Consider the following 15,489-nt stretch of genomic DNA (forward strand, 5'->3'; position numbering starts at 1 on the left):
GGGGCGTTAGCCCTGCGCCATGCGCATCGCCACCTTCAACGTCAACGGAATCGCCGCGCGCCTGCCGCGCCTTCTCGAATGGCTGGAAAGCCGAAAGCCGGACGTCGCCTGCTTGCAGGAGGTGAAGTGCGTCGACGAGCGCTTCCCGGCAGCAGACATCGAGGCGCTTGGCTACCATGTCCTCGTTCACGGCCAGAAGAGCTTCAACGGCGTCGCCATCCTCAGCCGCGAGCCGGCGACGGAGGTGCAGCGCGGGCTTCCCGGCGACGACGCGGACGAGCAGGCGCGTTACCTCGAAGCCGATGTGAACGGTGTTCGCATCGCGTCCATCTACCTGCCGAACGGCAATCCGCAGCCGGGGCCGAAGTTCGACTACAAGCTCGCATGGATGAAGCGGCTGGAGGCGCGCGCGGCACTGCTGCTCGCCTCCGAAACGCCCACGGTGCTTGCCGGTGACTACAACGTGGCGCCCGAAGACCGCGACGTGTTCAGTATGAAGGCGATGGCGAACGACGCGCTCGTGCAGCCGGAATCCCGTGCCGCACTACGCCGCATCGTCCATCAGGGCTGGACGGAAGCGCTGCGCGCCGTGCATCCGGCAGACGATCATCTCTATACGTTCTGGGACTATCAGGCGGGTTGCTGGCCGCGGAACGCGGGCCTGCGCATCGATCACTTCCTGCTTTGCCCGCGTGTCGCAGACCGGCTGACCAACGCGACCGTGGACAGGGAAGCACGGGGCGCGGAAAAAGCCTCCGATCACGCGCCGGTCTGGATCGAAATCGCCTAAAGCGCTTTTTCGTAGACCCGGTACGTCTTCGTGATCTTCGATTCGATGATCTCGGCGATCGATTTCATCGGGCCGTTGTCGTCGAGCACCCAGCCGAGTTCGCCCTGCGTTGCGCCATAAACGCTCACGGCGGCGCGGCGGATGTGCTCCACCATCATCAGCGCCATGAAGCTGGCGAGGCGGCTGCCCTGCATCGATTTGCGCACGCCCATCAGCGGCACACGCATACGGCGCACCTTCGGCGCGCGCAGCCGCCACAGCAGCTTCGCCCAGCCGAACGGCAGCAACTTGCCGTCGAGGTCGGCGGTCATCTCGTTGACGTCCGGCAGCGTGATCATGAAGGAGACCGGTTCGCCGTCCACCTCGCAGATGCGGATCAGGTCCTCGAAGACGATCGGCTTCAGCTTCTTGCCGACATACGCCACTTCCGAAGGGGTCAGCGGGATGAAGCCCCAGTTGTCGGACCAGGCATCGTTCAGGATATCGAGGATCAGCGCGGCCTCGGAATCGAAACGCGACTTGTCGACATTGCGCATACGGATGCGGCTGGATTTCTCCGCCGCCGCAACGATCCGGTTGAACGCGGGCGGGAAGCCGGTGGCGATCGGCAATTCGTAGGTGTGTAGGTCTTTCACGCCGGCGTAGCCGCGATCTTCGATCAGCGCTTCGTAGTAGGGCAGGTGGTGCCCCATCATCACCGTCGGCGGCAGTTCGAAGCCGCTGACGAGGAGGCCGGGTTCATCCCAGATCGAAAGGCTGAACGGGCCGAGCGACCGCGTCATGCCCTTTTGCCGCAGCCAGGTTTCCGCCGTCTCCAGCAGCGCCGTGGCAACCGCCGGATCGTCGATGCATTCGAACATGCCGAACTGGCCGGTGCCCGCGCCCATGTGCTGGAGAACGAGCTGGTCGACCTGCGCGGAAATGCGCCCGACCGGTTTCCCGTCCTTGTAGGCGAGCCAGAATGCGGCCTCGGCGTGCTCGAACCACGGATTGCTCTTCGCGCCGCCGATAAGGCCGGCGATCTCCGATTTCAGCGGCGGCACCCAGTTCGGATCGTGCGCGTAGAGCGTCCACGGCAGGTCGATGAACGTCTTGCGGTCGGCCGTGCTCGCGACCGGCCGGATGTCGATGCCGCCCCCCATGCCGAGAATCAGGCCGCTTTTTTCATGCGTTGGCGCGGATGGCCCTCGGCGACGCCGCCGGACATCGAGGCCACCCACGGCCACTTCTCGGCAGCCTCGGTCGTGTAGCCGAGGTTGAACACCGTCTCGCTCTTCTCCGGGCGCTCGCCACGCTGGTAGTAGGTGCCGAACAGCTTGTCCCACACGAAGTTGGTGATGCCGAAGTTGCCGTCCTCGTCATGGAAGTGGTGTTCCATGTGGCGCGTCTTCATTTCCACGAGCCAGGGCGACCGGGGTTTGTAGGAAAGATGCTGGATGCAGTGGCAGAACTCGTAGAAACAGGTGGTGAGCAGGCCCGCGCCGAAGCCCCACGCAGCGCCGCCGATGCCGCCGATCGCGTAGCCGACGGGAATCGTGACGATCGCGATGGTTGGCAGCGTCGTGTAGAGCGCGCCGAACAGCACCTCGAGGTGGTTTGGGTCCTGGTGGTGATCGTAGTGGATGCGCTTCCACGTCCGCGCCGTCAGCGGCGATTTGAACATCCAGCGGCTGTGGAGCACGTAGCGGTGCAGCAGGAACCACGCCAGCGGATAGGCCGCGATGGCGATCGCGGCCGAGATTCCACCGCGCAGCAGCGTCGTCGGGTAGGCCCACGCCACATAGAGCGATGCCACCGCCAGCAGCAGATACGCCTGAATCGCGTAGTACTGGAAATAGGCGACGACGAGCTCGCGGAACGTCATCTTCGAGAGGTTGTGGCTCTTGCTCCACATGCCGAGCCGATAGCCCTTGAGCATCTGCATACCTAAGATCCTGCACAATTCACGGCACTAGCCGCAGCCTGATACCGTCTCTATTTCGCGGCAATACGGCATATTTAGGACCGCACTGTGGTCGATGCCAGTGCCCCGGATGCGGGTGCGCCGGTAACAAACCCCGCGATCGCCGCCGCTGCCCGTGCCGATGCTCCGTGCCAATTGCCGCCAACGGCGGCGGATACAGCGGCGTTCTGACGCGCGCTGTAGGCGGTGTGTGTCGCGGCCGCGCGTGCAGTGGCGGAAAGAACGTCGGACAGGTCCGTCACCACATCGCCGAGATGCCAGAAGGCGTAGTTCGGATCATCCTTCCAGTCTGCGCCCGTGCTGTCGAGGAACACGCAGGGGCGGGGGCGGGCAAGGAACTCGTAAACCTGGCTGCTGACATCGCCGACATAGATATCGGCGGCGTTGGTATAGGTCATGTCGCACGAGCGCGCCGAGCCGGCGTCGACGATGATGCGGCCGGGGATGGCACGCGCCTCCAGCGCTGCGCGGTCCGCTGCTGACGCGCCCTCGAACAGGCGGATGTGGGGCGCAACGATCAGGTTGAAATCGGATTGAGCCGCAAAAGCGTCGATAATCTGCTGCCCCCAGCGCGGCCACGAGCTGAGCGCGATTTCGAAATGCGGGTTGTAGAGTACCACAGGTTTGTCGTTGTCGAACAGCTTCGGCCTGTTCACGCCGAGCCGATCCAGCGCATCGAGCTTGGTCGAACCGGAAACTGCGATGCGCGACTCCGCGACAAGGCCTTCGCCCGTCATCCGGTGTGCGTCCTTATCACCCGATACGATGACGAGGTCGAACAGCCGAAGTCGCGGCTCGAACCCGCGCGCCCGGTCTCCGGCGCCGTGCGGGATGTGGATCAGCGGCGGGCAGCCGGGCAGCTTTTTCAGGATGGTCGATGTCCGCTCGGTGAGGACGATCGCATCAAAGGCAAACAGACGCTTCCGGTTCGCCAGCAGGCGGGGCAGCTTCATCGCCCGCAGTTTCGGCCAGAGCCGTCCGATGAGGGAGGACCAGAGCGGCGCGGGAAGATCCGTGATGGAGAGGCGCGAATCGGGCCATGCGCGCGCGATCTGCTCCAGCATCCCGCGTTCCTCTTCCTGCGCGACGAAACAGGTGACGTCGAAGCGCGGATCGCGGCCAAGCTCCGCGGCTACCGACGCGCTGTGGAGCACTTGATGGGCGCCGCCGACGAACAGGAAAGCGACACGTCTCTGGCTCATGCCACGTCCTGTTCAGGGCTGGTTTAGCCCGAGTCTTGTCCCGATCCTGCCGAGGCTTTGCCGCTCGCGTGCCGTCAGCACGAAACGCAGGCCGAGCCAGACCAGAACCAACGCCGCAACGATAGGCAGGACGATGTCGAGCCACAAGGGAAATGGCTGGTGGCTGCCGAGGGCGGCCCATATCAGTAGCGTCAGTCCCCCCATCAACCCAAGACCCGCTGCGAACGGAGGTGCGAACGGGTGGATGCGGTCCGTGTGCCAGAGTTCTATGAGCGCCAGCCATTCCATGACGAACACGCCGCAGGCGACACCCCACGCCATCGCCAGCGCTCCGTTGCCGTTCCACAGCAGCCATGTGACGAGAGCCCACACGGCGATGCCGAGTACGGCGTTCGCCGTCGGCAGGATGCGCGGCTGCAGCATCTGGAGGATGCCGTTCGCGGGCCCCGCGATGGAGTTGATACCGCGCGCCAGCGTCAGCACCACGATGAGAGGGGCCGCTGCTGCGGCCTCTGGCGGAAACAGCAGGAGGATCGGTCCTGCGAGCAGCGCCAGAAGCAGCGACATCGGCAGCAGCAGGATCATCGAAAGGCGCGAGGCAAAGCCGTAGATGGGGTTGATGTGCTGCTTGTCGTGCATGGCCTGTTCGGCGGCGAGCGGCTGGATGACATAATGCAGGCTGTGGCGCACGATGAGCGGGATCGAGGCGATCTTGCGCGCAATGCCGAAGAGCCCGGCGGCACTGGCCCCCGCCGCGCCCGGCAGCATCATATTGAGGAGCAGCGGCGGCACGTCGGAAAAGGCACGCGCGGCAATATTGGCGGGTAGGATGCCAAACCCGGTGGCGAGGAGATCGCGAAATACCTCCCGGTCGAACGGCGCGCGGATCAGCAGGCGCACATCGTAATAGCGGCTGAGCAGCCTCCAGCCGAGCAGGGCGGTGATCGCGAGCGAGGCAAGATGCGCGATGATGAGGCCCATCGTCATCCACCCAGCGAGCCATGCGGCGCCGGCCATGAGCAGCCGGACGATCTGTTCCCAGAAGATCCTGAGGCGCACTTCCGGCCCGAACGCTTTGCGTGCCCGCGACGCCGATGTCGCGAGTTCGACGAAGGTCCACATCGGCAGCGCCCACGCGAACACGGTGACGGCGAGCACGAGCGAGTCCCTGTCCTTCGGCGCGGCATTGAACATCGCCGCGACCGGCGACGCGAACAGGCTGACGCCGATCGCGATCACGATGCTCGGCACCATGCCGAGAATGAGCGCGGTCTTCAGGGCGCTGTGCGCGCGTTCTTCGGTCGTCGCCTGCGGGATGGCGCGCTGCATGGCGCTCGTCATGGCAAGATCGGCGACGTTCGACACGATATTCACAGCCGCCCACAGCGCCATATAGATGCCGTAGGTGGCGAGGCCGAACATCCAGACGTAGGCGGGCTGTGCGACGGCTTCGATCAGTGCGCCGAGCCGGGCCATCGCCACGACGCCTGCACTTTTCACAACCGTTTTCTTGCTGATTCTCTTCCCGCCCGAACTGTCGGTACGCGTCATTCCTCGGTCCTGAACAACACGGCTTCGCCGACGAGGAAGAACAGCAGGAACGGCGCCCAGCCCGCCGCCCACGGCGGTACGGAGCCGAACTCGCCCATCGCCACCATGAAATTGTCGGCGACGAAATACGCAAAGCCGAGCGCCATGCCGACGACGGCGCGCGCGAAGAGCTTGCCCGATCGGGCAAGGCCGAACGCCGTCACTGCGCCGAGCAACGGCATCAGCACGGCCGAAAGCGGCAGCGAAACCTTGTGATAGAGCGCGACGCGCAGCGAATCCGTGCCGCGCCCCACCGATTCCAGAAGCCGTGTCTGCTTCCAGAGGTCGGCGATGTTCGTCCGGTCCGGATCGGGTGCGCGCATCGTGAAGCGGTCGGGCTCGATACCCGAGCCGAGCCGGATTTCCGGTACGCGGGAGAGCGCGCCCGTGCGCACCGTGAAGATGCGGACGTCGTTCAGCAGCCAGGCGTTGCCGTCCGGGCGACCGCTTTGCGCGTTGATGATCTGGCGCAGGCGGCTGCCGTCGCGGCGGTCGACGCGCACGCCGTGCAGCACGGTCGCCGCGCCATTTCCGGTCACGCTGTCGGCATGGATGATCTCGCGCCCCTCGCGCACCCACACGTCGGTGAGCGGATTCGTGTCGATTTCCGCGTCGCGCCGGTATTCGGCCTTCTCCCACGCGATGAGTTCGGCGTTCGTCCGTACCAGCACCATCTCGTTGAACGCGAAGTGAAACAGCGAAACGCCGAGCGCCGCGGCCATCATGGGGTAGAGGATCTGGTGTGCGGAAAGCCCGGCGGCGCGGAAGATCGTCACTTCGCTGTTCTGGCTCAGCGTCGCCATCGTCACCAGCGCGCCGAGCAGCACGGAAAAGGGCAGGAACTGCGAAATGAGCTGCGGTATGCGAAGCTGCACGTAGCGCAGCAGCTCGGCGTTGCCGTTGCCGTCGATGGCAAGGATCTTGTTCGATTCGGTGAGCAGGTCGAGCGTCTGCAATATGGCGACGAGGCCTATCGCGAACGCGAGCGTGCGCATCATGAACAGGCGCGCCGCGTAGGTCGCGATGGTCGGCGAGGGCCAGAGCGAGAGCGAGAGCGCGCTGCTCATGCGGCCTGCGCTTTTCCGAAGCGGCGGCGGATCAGGCGCCACAGGCTGACGATCCACTTGGTGACGATGCCCGCGCCGCGCTCGATCATCGCGATCGGCTGGCCGCCCGGCACATTCGCGAGCACATGGAAGAACCACGCGCAGAGCAGGCTGAACGCGATGAAACTGCCCCACTGGCTGAGCACGATATCGGCTTTCCCTGAGGCGCCGGATCGCTCGGCGGCCTCTGAAATCTCGTTGTAGACGATGAGGATGGTGAGCGCGGCGAACACGCCGACCGCCGATGTCGAACGCTTCGGCGGCACCGCGAGCGCCACGGCGAGCAGCGGGATCACCATCACAGCGAACACCTGCACCAGCCGCCGGTGCAGGTTCGCGCGCACGGCGTGCCGGTTCTCCTCGGTCGTGGTGCCCTGGCCGAGATAGCCGACACGGTAGAGCTCGGGCAGCGTCAGCTCGTTGTCGTCGGCTTCGGCGCCGCGAATGCGGAACAGCTCGATCTGCGGCAGGTCGATCGGCAGGTCGTGCATACGGAAGGTGAGCACGCGCGGCTGCTTGTAGCCGGGCGCATCGTGCACGAGCGTGCCGTCGGTGAGCCGCAGCAGGATCACGTCCGGGTCGTCGGTGGCGAGGAAGGTGCCCCGCGCGGCGGTGACGGAAACGGTCTTGCCGTCTGCGCTCTGGCCGCTGACGAAGATGCCGCGCAGGTCGCGGCCATGATTGCGGCTTTCCTCGACGCGGAGCGTGGTATTGCGCGCCACCTGCACGAATTCGCCTACATCGATGGTGGCGCCGAGCGCGCCAGAGCGCAGCTCGAACTCCAAGCCTTCATAGGCATAGCGGCTGATCGGCTGGATGAAACCGACGATGAGCAGCGTCAGGAGGCCGAGCAGCAGCGCGTACATGTAGGGCACGCGCAGCATCCGCATGTAGCTGATTCCCACGGCGCGCAGCGCATCGAGTTCGCTCGAAAGCGCCAGATTCCGGAAAGCGAGCAATATGCCAAGAAGAAGGCCAACGGGGATTCCAAGGCCGAGATACTGCGGAATAAGGTTGCCGAGCATACGCCAGACGACCGATGCGGGCCCGCCTTCGTTCACCACGAAGTCGAACAATTTCAGCATCTTCTCCAGCAATAGCAGCATGGCCGCGATCATCAGTGTCGCGAACAGCGGCACCGCGATCAGCCGCGCCATGTACCTGTCGAACCGGGCCAGCATCTCTTGGTTTTGTCGATCCTTGGTCAAATTTTGGCCGCAAGCGGACCCGATACCACGGGAGAGCAGCGATGCATCAACTATTTGGTGATTCGAGAAGGGGGAAGGTCGAGGAGGTTCATGGTGCTGAAGCGTTCCAATGCGTCTTTCCGGGGGCTTGTCCGTTCGCTGATCGCGGCGACGGCGGTTCTTGGTGCATTTTCAGCGCCCGCAGCCGCCCAGACGATCATTGGTCCTGAAGCGGCTGCCTGCGCGCCTGGTGCGCGCGGCCCGGCCGCGCTTGTGCGCATTTATGGCTTCAAGGACCGCGGCGGCAATCTCCGGGTCCAGCTCTACAGCGACAATCCCGACGAATTTCTCGCTTCCGGCAAGAAGCTGAAGCGCATCGAAATCCCGACGACGCCGTCCGGCGACATGAATATCTGCATGGTGCTGCCGCGCTTCGGCGAGTTCTCGATGGCCGTGCTTCACGATCGCGACATGAACGGCCGGCTTTCGGTTTCGAAGGATGGGGTCGGCTTTTCGGGCAATCCGAAGCTCGGCCTGTCGAAGCCCGATTATGAAGACGCGATGTTCGTCGCGCGCGATGGCGTCACGGTCGTCGATGTGATCCTGAACTACAGGCAGGGGCTGCTCACCGTGAAGCCCCTTGTGGCAAGGCGCGACTGACATGGCCTGCGTCGCACTCCTTTCCAATCCGCGCTCGACCGGCAACAAGGCCGCGTTGCCGCGCATTCGGGAGTTCGTGGCGCAGCATCCGAACATCTTCCACTACGAAGTGGGCGATATCTCCGAGGTGCCCGATGCGCTCGCCATGATCGCGCGCGTGAAGCCCGCCGTGCTCGTCATCAACGGCGGCGACGGCACCGTGCAGGCGGCGCTCACCGAAATCTACAACGGCCACCACTTCAAGGGCGCGGTTCCGCCGCTTGCGGTGCTGCCGAACGGCAAGACCAACCTCATCGCGCTCGATCTCGGCGCGGGTGCCAATCCGGTCGAGGCGCTTGGGAACATCCTCAAGATCGTCGAGACGGGCGTTGATCCGCATGTTGTCGCGCGGCAGCTCATTGCGCTCAGCGACGGTATCGCGGCGCGGCCGGTGTTCGGCATGTTCCTTGGCGGCGCGGGCCTTGCCGAGGCGATTCTGTTCTGCCGCAACAAGATCTACCCGCTTGGCCTGCCGAACTGGGTCAGCCACCTGATCGCCACGATCGTGGTCATCGCGAGCGTGCTCGTCGGCGCGGGTGCGCGATGGAATCCGGTGCGGCCAAGCCCGATGCGCGTCTCGCTGCAGCGCGATGGCGTGCCGGTCGAAGGCAGCTTCCTCGTGCTGATGGTAACGACGCTTGAGCGTTTGCTGCTCAATTTCGCCACGCCGTTCAGCGACCGCGCTGGTCCCCTGAAGCTGATGGCGATCGAGCAGCGTCGCACGACGGTGCTGAAGGCGCTGGTGTCCGCGCTCGCCGGGCGGCTCGGCAGCGCGCGCTTCAGCGGACTGCACCTCCGGCGCGGCGACGAAATCCGTATCGAGGGCAAGCGCGCCAGCGTCATTCTCGACGGCGAGCTTTACGAAGCGGGCGAGGGGCGTTCGATCGTGCTGACGCCCACCGCGCCGGTGTCCTTCCTCAGCCTCGCAGCATGACGGCGCTCGTGCCGCTCGTTGCGGCCGAGCTGGAAACGCCCGCCGCTCCCGAAGTCGCCGATTTCGCCAAAGCGATCGCCGGGCGCTGCGGCGGCGCCGCGCAGGCGGTGCTGTTCTACGGCTCGTGCCTCAGAAGCGAAGACCTCGGCGATTCGCTGCTCGATTTCTATCTGCTCGTCGATTCCTACGACCGCGCGTACACGCGCCGCTGGATGGCGACGGCCAACCGCCTGATCCCGCCGAATGTCTATTATGCGGAGCATGAAGGGCTGCGCGCCAAGTTCGCGGTGATGACGGTTGAAGACTTCGCGCACGCTTGCTCGCCCGATTGCGACAACGTCTCGGTGTGGGCACGCTTCGCGCAGCCCTCGCGGCTCGTCTGGGTGCGCGGCGATGCGGCCCGCGCCCGCGTAATCCGTGCGGTCGCGACGGCCGCGCCGACGCTGCTCAAAACCGCGCGGCCGATGCTCGACGATGATCTCAGTGTCGAGGCGCTGTGGACCGGCGCTTTCGCACTCACCTACGCCTCCGAACTCAGGTCGGAGCGTGCAGGGCGCGGCCAGTCGATCTTCGAAACCGATCCCGCGCGCTACACTGCGTTCACCGCGCCCGCGATCGCGGATAGCGATCTCGCGGCGGAAGTGCGCGGCGGTATCGTCCATTTTCGCGCCGACGCCGATCGCCGCGCAGGCGAGCGCGTCTGGGCGAAGCTGCGCCGCCGGGGCAAATGGCTTTCGGTGCTGCGGCTCGCGAAGGCGAGTTTCACCTTCAAGGGCGGCGTCGATTACATCGCGTGGAAGGTGAACCGCCATGCGGGCGCCGGCATCGTCGTGAAGCCGTGGCACCGGCGTTTCCCGATCCTAGCCGGGTTGGTGCTGCTGCCCAGGCTGATCCGCAAGGGCGCAGTGCGTTAGTCGAGCGTAGGTTGGGCGACGAAAAGCAGCGCTCGACTTCCGTTGCAGCTTCGTCAAATAAGTGAAAAATCCGTTGTGAGATTGTGCCGGGGGGAGGCCATTATCGAAACGCGAACCACCGAGATTGCGCCTGGCATCTACCGCCTGTCGACGCATGTAACCGATGTTGCGCCGCCTGCGGGCTTTACGTTCAATCAGTTCCTGATCCTGGCCGATCAACCGCTACTTTTTCATTGCGGGCCTCGGTCACTGTTCCCGCTGGTGTCATCGTCCGTCGCGGCGCTCGTCCCGCTTGATCGCCTACGCTGGATCAGCTTCGGCCACATCGAGGCGGATGAATGTGGCGCGATGAACCTGTGGCTCGAAGCCGCGCCGCACGCGCAGGTTGTCTACAGCCCGCTCGGATGCAACATCTCGGTCAATGATCTCGCGGACCGTCCGCCGCGAGCGGTCGCCGAGGAAGAGGTGCTGGATCTTGGCGGCAAGCGCGTTAGATTCATTCCGACACCCCATGTACCCCACGGCTGGGAAGCACAGGTGCTTTACGAAGAAACCACGGCCACGCTGTTTTGCGGAGACGTGTTCACGCAGGTCGGCGACGGCGAGCCCGTCACAGAAAGCAACATTGTTCCGACAGCCATGGCGGCAGAAGACATGTTCGGGGCGACCAGCATCACCCCGCTGACTGCACCAACACTGAGAAAATTGGCCGAACTTGCACCGGCGCTGCTCGCGATAATGCACGGCTCAAGCTTCCGCGGAGACGGCGCGGGGGCACTTCGGAGCCTTGCGGACGAATACGAACGCCGCCTGAACGTTGCGCCCGTCCGCTAGGGTCGGGCGGAGGCCTCGCCCCTAGTCGTTCAGAGGGATTCCGGCGATCTCCGCCGCCTGCACGAAACGGTCGATGATGATGTCGACCTGCTCCGCGCGGTGTTCGGCGCAAAGCGAGCAGCGCAGCAGGAACATGCCTGCGGGTGTCGCAGGCGGGCGCGCCATGTTGACGTAGACGCCAAGCTCGATGAGCGCGCTCCACATGCGTGCGCAGGCTTCCTGGCCCGGCATTAGCACCGCGATGATCGCACTTTCCGCCGTCTCGGTCGCGATCTTGAAGCCCTTGGCCTTGAGGCCGGAATGCAGCTTGCGGCTGTTTTCCCACAGATGCTGGCGCTTGTTGTGCGCGTGCTTCAGCTTGCGGATCGAGGTTGCCGCCGTGGCGACGACGCTCGGCGGCAGCGAGGCGGTGAACACGTAGGGCCGGCAGACGAGGCGCAGCACCTCGAACTTCGGGTGGTTGGAGACGACGAAGCCGCCGACCGTGCCAACCGACTTCGAGAAGGTGCCGACGACGAAGTCGACGTCCGCCTCGACGCCTGCGGCTTCATAGACGCCGCGTCCGTTCGGGCCGAAGAAGCCCATGCCGTGCGCCTCGTCAACAACGACCATCGCGCCGTATTTCTTGGCGACCGCGACCATCTCTTTCAGCGGCGCGATGTCGCCCAGCATCGAATAGACGCCTTCGAGCACAACAAGCTTGCCCGCCTCCGCCGGCAATCGACCGAGACGCTTGTCGAGGTCTTCCACGCTGTTGTGGCGGAAGCGCACGATGTCCGCATTGCCCATCGCGCAGCCGTCGTAGATGGAGGCGTGGCTGTCCGCGTCGAGGATGATGTATTCCCCGCGCGCCGCCATCGTCGCCATCAGGCCGAGGTTCGCCTGATAGCCGGTGGAGAACACCATGGCGTGGCTGGTGCCGTAGAAATCCTTCAGCGCCTCCTCGACCTCGCGGTGGCCCTGATATGTTCCGTTCAGCACCCGGCTGCCCGTCGTCCCCGCACCGTATTGGTCGAGTGCCTCCTTGCCCGCCGCGATCACGTCCGGGTCAAAGGTCATGCCCATGTAGTTGTAGGTGCCGACAAGGATCGTCTCGCGCCCGTTCACCGTGGCTTCGGTCGGCGAGTGGACCTTTTCCATGACGAGGTTGAACGGGTCGTTCACGCCCGTCGCCAGCAGCGCTGCCTTCTCGGCGATGATCGGGTCGAATTTATCGAAAAGGTCGCCCATCGTCCGCCTCAGCCGTTCACGATCTTGGCGACGGCGTCGGCGAGCTGGCCGATCGTCTCCAGCTCGGGGAGCAGGTTCATCGGCAGGATGATGTCGTACTCGTCCTCGATGTTGGCGACGAGGTCCATCACGGTCAGCGAGTCCAGTTCGAGGTCACTCGCGAAGCTCGTATCAGCCGTAAGCGCGATCGCCTTGCGGTTCAGGGGCTCGATCAGTTCCATCAGCTTCGGAAGGATGGTGTCGCGTGTGTGCGCCATGCGTGTGTCCTGAAATGTCGTTGCGGTTCGATGCCAACAGATTGTGGCAGGGGATAGGCAGGCGCGCGGCCTAAATCCAGCCTGCGTTTCTGTACCATTCCGCCGTGCGCGCAATGCCCTCCGCAGCGGGAACCTCGGGCGCCCAGATGCCGAGCGCGCGCAGTGGCGCGCTGTCCGCCACCCAGTCCGGATGCGCGAGGTAACGCGCGCGGTCGAAGCTGAGCGCGGGCAGGCGCCCGGCAAGCTTCGCGCCGAGCGTATCGATCGCGGCGCCGAGCCTCAGCGCGGCAGGCGGAAGCGGAACGTAAGTCGGCGTCTTGCCGAGTGCGGCGGCGATGTACGCGGCCATCTCGCGGTGGCTGAGCCCGCCTGGCGTGGCGTCGTCGATCTCGAAAATGCCGCTCGGTGCCGGGTTTTCGGCAAGTGCCAACAGTGCGCGCGCGAGGTCTGAAACCTCCACGATCGAAAAGCGTCCACTGCCCGGCAGCAGCGCCCAGCCGCGCGCGACGAGCTTGTAGACGTTCGCCGTCTCGCGGTCACCGGGGCCGTAGACGGCGGGCGGACGTACTATCGCCGCATCGGGCCGCGCGGTTTCGACGAGCGCATCAGCTGCCGCTTTGGTGTTTCCGTAAATCGAAAGCGTCGGCTCGCGCGCCGCGAGCGAGGAGACATGCACGAAGCGCGGCACTTCGCGGCTCGCCTCCAGCATCGCGCGCGTGCCCTCGATGTTTCCGGCCGCGAACTCCAGCGGCGTGCGGGCGTTGATGACGCCCGCGACATGGATCACGGCGTCCGCCTCTGTCGTGAGGCGCGCGAGCGCATCGGTATTGGCGAGGTCGCCCGCAATCCATTCGAGACCGGCGCGCGCGGGCTGTGCGCGGCGGGCGAGTGCGCGGACCGCGTGGCCCTTTTCAAGCGCAAGGTCGATCAGCTTCGTACCGACGAAGCCGGTTCCGCCGGTGATCGCGATGCGGGTCATCGACGGGAGGCGGCTAGGCCGCGATGTCGAAGGGCTGGATCTGGCCGGAGAGGTATAGTGCCCGGGCCTTGGAGCGGCTGAGCTTGCCCGAGCTGGTGCGCGGCAGCGTGCGCGGCGGGACCAGTTCGACGATGCAGTTCATGCCGGTGATTGTGCGCACCTTGGCCTTGATCGTCTCGCGGAGGTCGGCACGCTCGGCCGCATCGCTGGTGCGGCACTGGACGAGCACGGCTGGCGATTCTTCGCCGCCCTCCGTGGTGATCGAGAAGGCGGCGATGTCGCCCGCCTTGAAGCCCGGAAGCTGCTCGATCGCCCACTCGATGTCCTGCGGCCAGTGGTTCTTGCCGTTGATGATGATCATGTCCTTGGCGCGGCCGACGATGTAGAGCGCGCTCTCCAGCATGTAGCCCATGTCGCCGGTATCGAGCCATTGGCCCTGAAGCGCGGCGCGGGTCGAGATCTCGTCGCGGAAATAGCCGGTCATGATGCTGGGGCCGGCCACGAACACCTTGCCGATCTGGCGGTCGCCGAGGCGGCGGCCCGATTCGTCCCGGATTTCGATTTCCATGCCCGGCAGCGCAACGCCGCAGTTCACGATCGCGCGCATCCGGCCTGTGCCGGTGCCCGTGTCTTCACGCTCGCCCGAAAGCAGGCGTTCGTCGACGAGATCGGTGACGATGCCGGTGCCCGGCGGCGAGATGGTGACGGCGAGCGTCGCTTCGGCAAGCCCGTAGCTCGGCAGGAACGCGCCGCCCGAAAAGCCCGCGGGCGCGAAGGCCTCGACGAAGGCGCTCATCACGTCCGGACGGATCATGTCGGCGCCGTTGCCCGCCACGCGCCAGCGCGACAGGTCGAAGCGCTCGGCGACATCGGTCTGGCTCGAAACGCGCCGCGCGCAGATGTCGTAGCCGAAGGTCGGCGAGTAAGAGAGGCTGTGGCCCTCGTTGCGCGTGATGAGCGCAAGCCAAGAGAGCGGCCGGCGCGCGAAATCCTCGGTGGCGAGGTAGTCGGCGGAAACCTGGTTCGCGATCGGCGCCATCAGGCAGCCGACGAGGCCCATGTCGTGATAATAAGGCAGCCACGAAATGACGCGGTCGTCACGCTGCAGCTTCACGCCCACGGCATGGCCGTTGAGGTTGGCGAGCAGCGCTTCATGCGTGATCTCCACGCCGTGCGGAAAGCGTGTCGAGCCGCTCGAATACTGGAGATAGGCGATGTCGCTCTTGCGCGCGGACGGCAGCGGAGCGGGCTTTGCGTCGCGCGCCATGAAATCAAGCCAGTCGTGCGCGGTGCGGCAGCGCAGGCCGTGCGCGGCTTCCGCGACGATTGCGGCAAGGCCGGAGGGCGCAAGCGCGATCTCGGGGTCGCACGACATCAGCTGGCTGCGAATCTGCTCCACATAGCCTTCGCGCCCACCGAACGAGGTCGGCAGCGGCAGCGGCACGGGGAGGGCGCCAGCGTATATGGCGCCGAAGAACAGGCTGACGAAATCCGCGCCCGTCTCGGCGATCAGCGCCACGCGGTCGCCCGGCTTGATGCCCGCGGCGATCAGGCGGTAGGCGTTCGCGGTCGCATCGGCCTTGAGGTCGGCGAAGCTCAGGACGCGCGCGAGCCGTGCCCGCGCATCAAAGAAGTTAAGGCCGCGCTTGCCCTGCGCCGCATAGTCCAGCGCCTCGCCAAGCGTGTTGAAATCCGCCAGACGGCGCGGCAAATCGTCGAGCGTCGGCGTTGGCGCCAGCGCCGTTTCATCGGCGCCGGACAGCGCAAGCGCGCTCGAATCCGAAGTGCGATTCAGCAAGTCCCC

The 15,489-nt window shown here is 65.4% G+C and carries 15 protein-coding genes; 5 read left to right on the plus strand and 10 right to left on the minus strand.

Going from position 1 to position 15,489, the window contains the following annotated elements:
• The first annotated feature begins 19 nt into the window (after positions 1–19).
• Entirely contained in the window at positions 20–790 is a 771-nt protein-coding gene (locus ACFQ00_RS04740) for an exodeoxyribonuclease III (protein ID WP_381486945.1), read from the plus strand.
• Here the strand turns inward: ACFQ00_RS04740 and ACFQ00_RS04745 are convergent.
• The 6 genes from ACFQ00_RS04745 to ACFQ00_RS04770 form a co-directional block, all read right to left on the minus strand.
• On the minus strand, positions 787–1,932 hold the full coding sequence (locus tag ACFQ00_RS04745) for an N-acetyltransferase (RefSeq protein WP_381486949.1): 1,146 nt from the start codon (positions 1,930–1,932) through the stop codon (positions 787–789). The genes ACFQ00_RS04740 and ACFQ00_RS04745 overlap by 4 nt on opposite strands.
• Before the next feature lie 8 nt (positions 1,933–1,940).
• On the minus strand, positions 1,941–2,714 hold the full coding sequence (locus tag ACFQ00_RS04750) for a sterol desaturase family protein (protein WP_381486951.1): 774 nt from the start codon (positions 2,712–2,714) through the stop codon (positions 1,941–1,943).
• 74 nt (positions 2,715–2,788) lie between these two features.
• Positions 2,789–3,955, minus strand: a complete 1,167-nt coding sequence (locus tag ACFQ00_RS04755; protein WP_381486954.1) for a hypothetical protein — start codon at positions 3,953–3,955, stop codon at positions 2,789–2,791.
• A gap of 12 nt (positions 3,956–3,967) precedes the next feature.
• Positions 3,968–5,455, minus strand: a complete 1,488-nt coding sequence (locus ACFQ00_RS04760; RefSeq protein ID WP_381486957.1) for a lipopolysaccharide biosynthesis protein — start codon at positions 5,453–5,455, stop codon at positions 3,968–3,970.
• 47 nt (positions 5,456–5,502) lie between these two features.
• Positions 5,503–6,612 carry an LPS export ABC transporter permease LptG gene (gene lptG, locus ACFQ00_RS04765; RefSeq protein WP_381486960.1) on the minus strand — a complete coding sequence of 370 codons (1,110 nt, stop codon included), beginning with the start codon at positions 6,610–6,612 and terminating at the stop codon, positions 5,503–5,505.
• Positions 6,609–7,832, minus strand: coding sequence for an LptF/LptG family permease (locus ACFQ00_RS04770; protein ID WP_381486963.1), 1,224 nt, complete (start codon positions 7,830–7,832; stop codon positions 6,609–6,611). The genes lptG and ACFQ00_RS04770 overlap by 4 nt, the downstream gene beginning before the upstream one ends.
• Before the next feature lie 117 nt (positions 7,833–7,949).
• On the opposite strand from ACFQ00_RS04770, the gene ACFQ00_RS04775 reads away from it, so the two are divergent.
• The 4 genes from ACFQ00_RS04775 to ACFQ00_RS04790 are packed head-to-tail and all read left to right on the plus strand — an operon-like array spanning position 7,950 to position 11,219.
• Entirely contained in the window at positions 7,950–8,498 is a 549-nt protein-coding gene (locus ACFQ00_RS04775) for a DUF2141 domain-containing protein (RefSeq protein WP_381486966.1), read from the plus strand.
• Position 8,499: 1 nt separating this feature from the next.
• A complete protein-coding gene (locus tag ACFQ00_RS04780) occupies positions 8,500–9,471 on the plus strand; it encodes a diacylglycerol/lipid kinase family protein (RefSeq protein ID WP_374594416.1) in 972 nt (323 codons plus the stop codon).
• The gene (locus ACFQ00_RS04785; protein WP_381486969.1) at positions 9,468–10,385 is read left to right on the plus strand and encodes a hypothetical protein; all 918 of its coding nucleotides are present in this window, start codon (positions 9,468–9,470) and stop codon (positions 10,383–10,385) included. The genes ACFQ00_RS04780 and ACFQ00_RS04785 overlap by 4 nt, the downstream gene beginning before the upstream one ends.
• 42 nt (positions 10,386–10,427) lie before the next feature.
• Complete coding sequence (locus ACFQ00_RS04790) at positions 10,428–11,219, plus strand: MBL fold metallo-hydrolase (protein ID WP_381486972.1); 792 nt, start codon at positions 10,428–10,430, stop codon at positions 11,217–11,219.
• Positions 11,220–11,240: 21 nt separating this feature from the next.
• Here the strand turns inward: ACFQ00_RS04790 and spt are convergent, their stop codons facing one another.
• From spt to ACFQ00_RS04810, 4 genes are all read right to left on the minus strand, one after another.
• Positions 11,241–12,449 carry a serine palmitoyltransferase gene (gene spt / locus ACFQ00_RS04795; RefSeq protein WP_381486975.1) on the minus strand — a complete coding sequence of 403 codons (1,209 nt, stop codon included), beginning with the start codon at positions 12,447–12,449 and terminating at the stop codon, positions 11,241–11,243.
• Positions 12,450–12,457: 8 nt separating this feature from the next.
• Positions 12,458–12,706, minus strand: coding sequence for an acyl carrier protein (locus ACFQ00_RS04800; protein ID WP_381486978.1), 249 nt, complete (start codon positions 12,704–12,706; stop codon positions 12,458–12,460).
• A 70-nt stretch (positions 12,707–12,776) separates the two neighbouring features.
• Positions 12,777–13,685, minus strand: a complete 909-nt coding sequence (locus tag ACFQ00_RS04805) for an NAD-dependent epimerase/dehydratase family protein (protein ID WP_381486981.1) — start codon at positions 13,683–13,685, stop codon at positions 12,777–12,779.
• Positions 13,686–13,698: 13 nt separating this feature from the next.
• Positions 13,699–15,480 (minus strand): fatty acyl-AMP ligase, encoded by a 1,782-nt coding sequence (locus tag ACFQ00_RS04810; protein WP_381487855.1) that lies wholly within the window; start codon positions 15,478–15,480, stop codon positions 13,699–13,701.
• Positions 15,481–15,489: the final 9 nt, after the last annotated feature.

This window comes from Sphingosinicella xenopeptidilytica (genome assembly GCF_042676985.1).
Lineage (GTDB): Bacteria > Pseudomonadota > Alphaproteobacteria > Sphingomonadales > Sphingomonadaceae > Sphingosinicella > Sphingosinicella xenopeptidilytica.